1 protein-coding gene is annotated in these 1,509 nt (G+C 63.1%); it reads left to right on the forward strand.

Going from position 1 to position 1,509, the window contains the following annotated elements:
• The first annotated feature begins 114 nt into the window (after positions 1 to 114).
• Positions 115 to 1,479, forward strand: a complete 1,365-nt coding sequence (locus HLH29_RS19230; RefSeq protein WP_182968977.1) for an IS701 family transposase — start codon at positions 115 to 117, stop codon at positions 1,477 to 1,479.
• Positions 1,480 to 1,509: the final 30 nt, after the last annotated feature.

The raw sequence follows: 1,509 nt of genomic DNA on the forward strand, positions 1-1,509 counted from the left end.
CTCTTAGCTGGACTTTGGCGGTTTTGAGCGTTGAATCGAATGTGAAGAAGCGCCGGGTTCCTGTGCGCCAGAGGTCGGGCGAGTCTCTTCTGCGAAGGAAGCAGGAGATGAGCAATGGAAGGAGAGGCCGGCAACGATGTCGGGTTCAGCGGGATAGCCGCGTGGCTGGGGCCGTTCCGGGCAGCTTTCACGGCCCCGACATGGCGCCGGGTTCTTGTTCTGACGTCTGGAGCGATCATGTCGCCGGGACGACGGACAGTCTGTTCCGCACTGCGTGCGATGGGCCTGGACGACGTGGCGGATTTCTCCTCCTTTCATCGGGTCCTGAACTGCAATCGTTGGAGCGCTCTCGCCCTGGCCAGGACGCTGTTTGTCTGGTTGGTCGCGGTGCTGGTTCCTGACGGTCCGGTCATCATCGGGATCGACGATACGCTGGAACGGCGGACAGGGCGGAAGATCAGCGCGCGTGGCATTTATCGTGATCCGGTGCGTTCGTCGCACGGACATTTCGTGAAAGCCAGCGGCCTGCGCTGGCAAGCCTTCATGCTTCTTGCGCCGACCTCATGGGCCGGGCGGGTGTGGGGATTGCCGTTCCTGACGGTGCTGTGTCCCTCGGAGCGCTACGCCCGTGAGCGTGGTCGCCCTCACCGCAAGCTGACGGACCGGGCACGGCAGGGCCTGCTTCAGGTCGCCCGCTGGCTTCCCGGGCGCAGGATCATCGCCGTAACCGACAGTTCCTACGCCTCGATCGATCTGCTCGATGCGGTCAGAGACCGGGTCTGCATGGTCAGCCGCCTCCGTCTCGATGCGAGGCTGTTCGACCCGCCGCCTCCGCGTACCGCCAGGACGCTGGGCCGGCCCCGTCGGACAGGCGAGCGGCAACCGTCACTGGCGAGCCGCCTGGAAAATCCCGCCATACAATGGAGCGAAGCCACGATCGGCGCATGGTATGGCGGTCAGGAACACCGCGTCGAATTCATCTCCGGCACCGCACTGTGGCATAATCCGGGTCGGGCCGTTCCCATCCGGTATGTGCTGGTTCGCGATCCCGCCGGGCGCTTCCGGCCGCAGGCGTTTCTCTGCACCGACCTTGCCGCGTCCCCTGCCGACATCCTGACCTGGTTCGTCCGGCGCTGGTCGATGGAGGTCACGTTCGCCGAAACGAGGCGTCATCTCGGTATCGAGACCCAACGCCAGTGGGCAGATCTGGCCATCGCCCGCACCACACCCGTTCTGATGGGACTTTTCTCCGTTATCACCCTCGTCGCAAACGACCTTCAAAAACAGGGAAATGTCCGGCCGGCCGCAACAGCATGGTACCGTAAGAATGTGCCAACTTTCAGCGACGCCATAGCCGCCGTCCGTCGCGAATTATGGGCCGCACCCTATTTCCACACGTCGCCGTCCAACCTCGAGCAACGAAAAATACCACTCGCCCTGTTCAACTCGTTGCTGAACAATGCCTGCTACGCCGCATAAAACACCAAAGCCCAGCTTAGAGCCTGACCG

Origin of the sequence: Gluconacetobacter tumulicola (assembly GCF_014174215.1) — a bacterium.
Classification (GTDB): domain Bacteria; phylum Pseudomonadota; class Alphaproteobacteria; order Acetobacterales; family Acetobacteraceae; genus Gluconacetobacter; species Gluconacetobacter tumulicola.

Bases quoted from the DNA above. Each gene is read 5' to 3' on its own strand.
- HLH29_RS19230 (WP_182968977.1), top strand. From the start codon at position 115: ATGGAAGGAGAGGCCGGCAACGATGTCGGGTTCAGCGGGATAGCCGCG.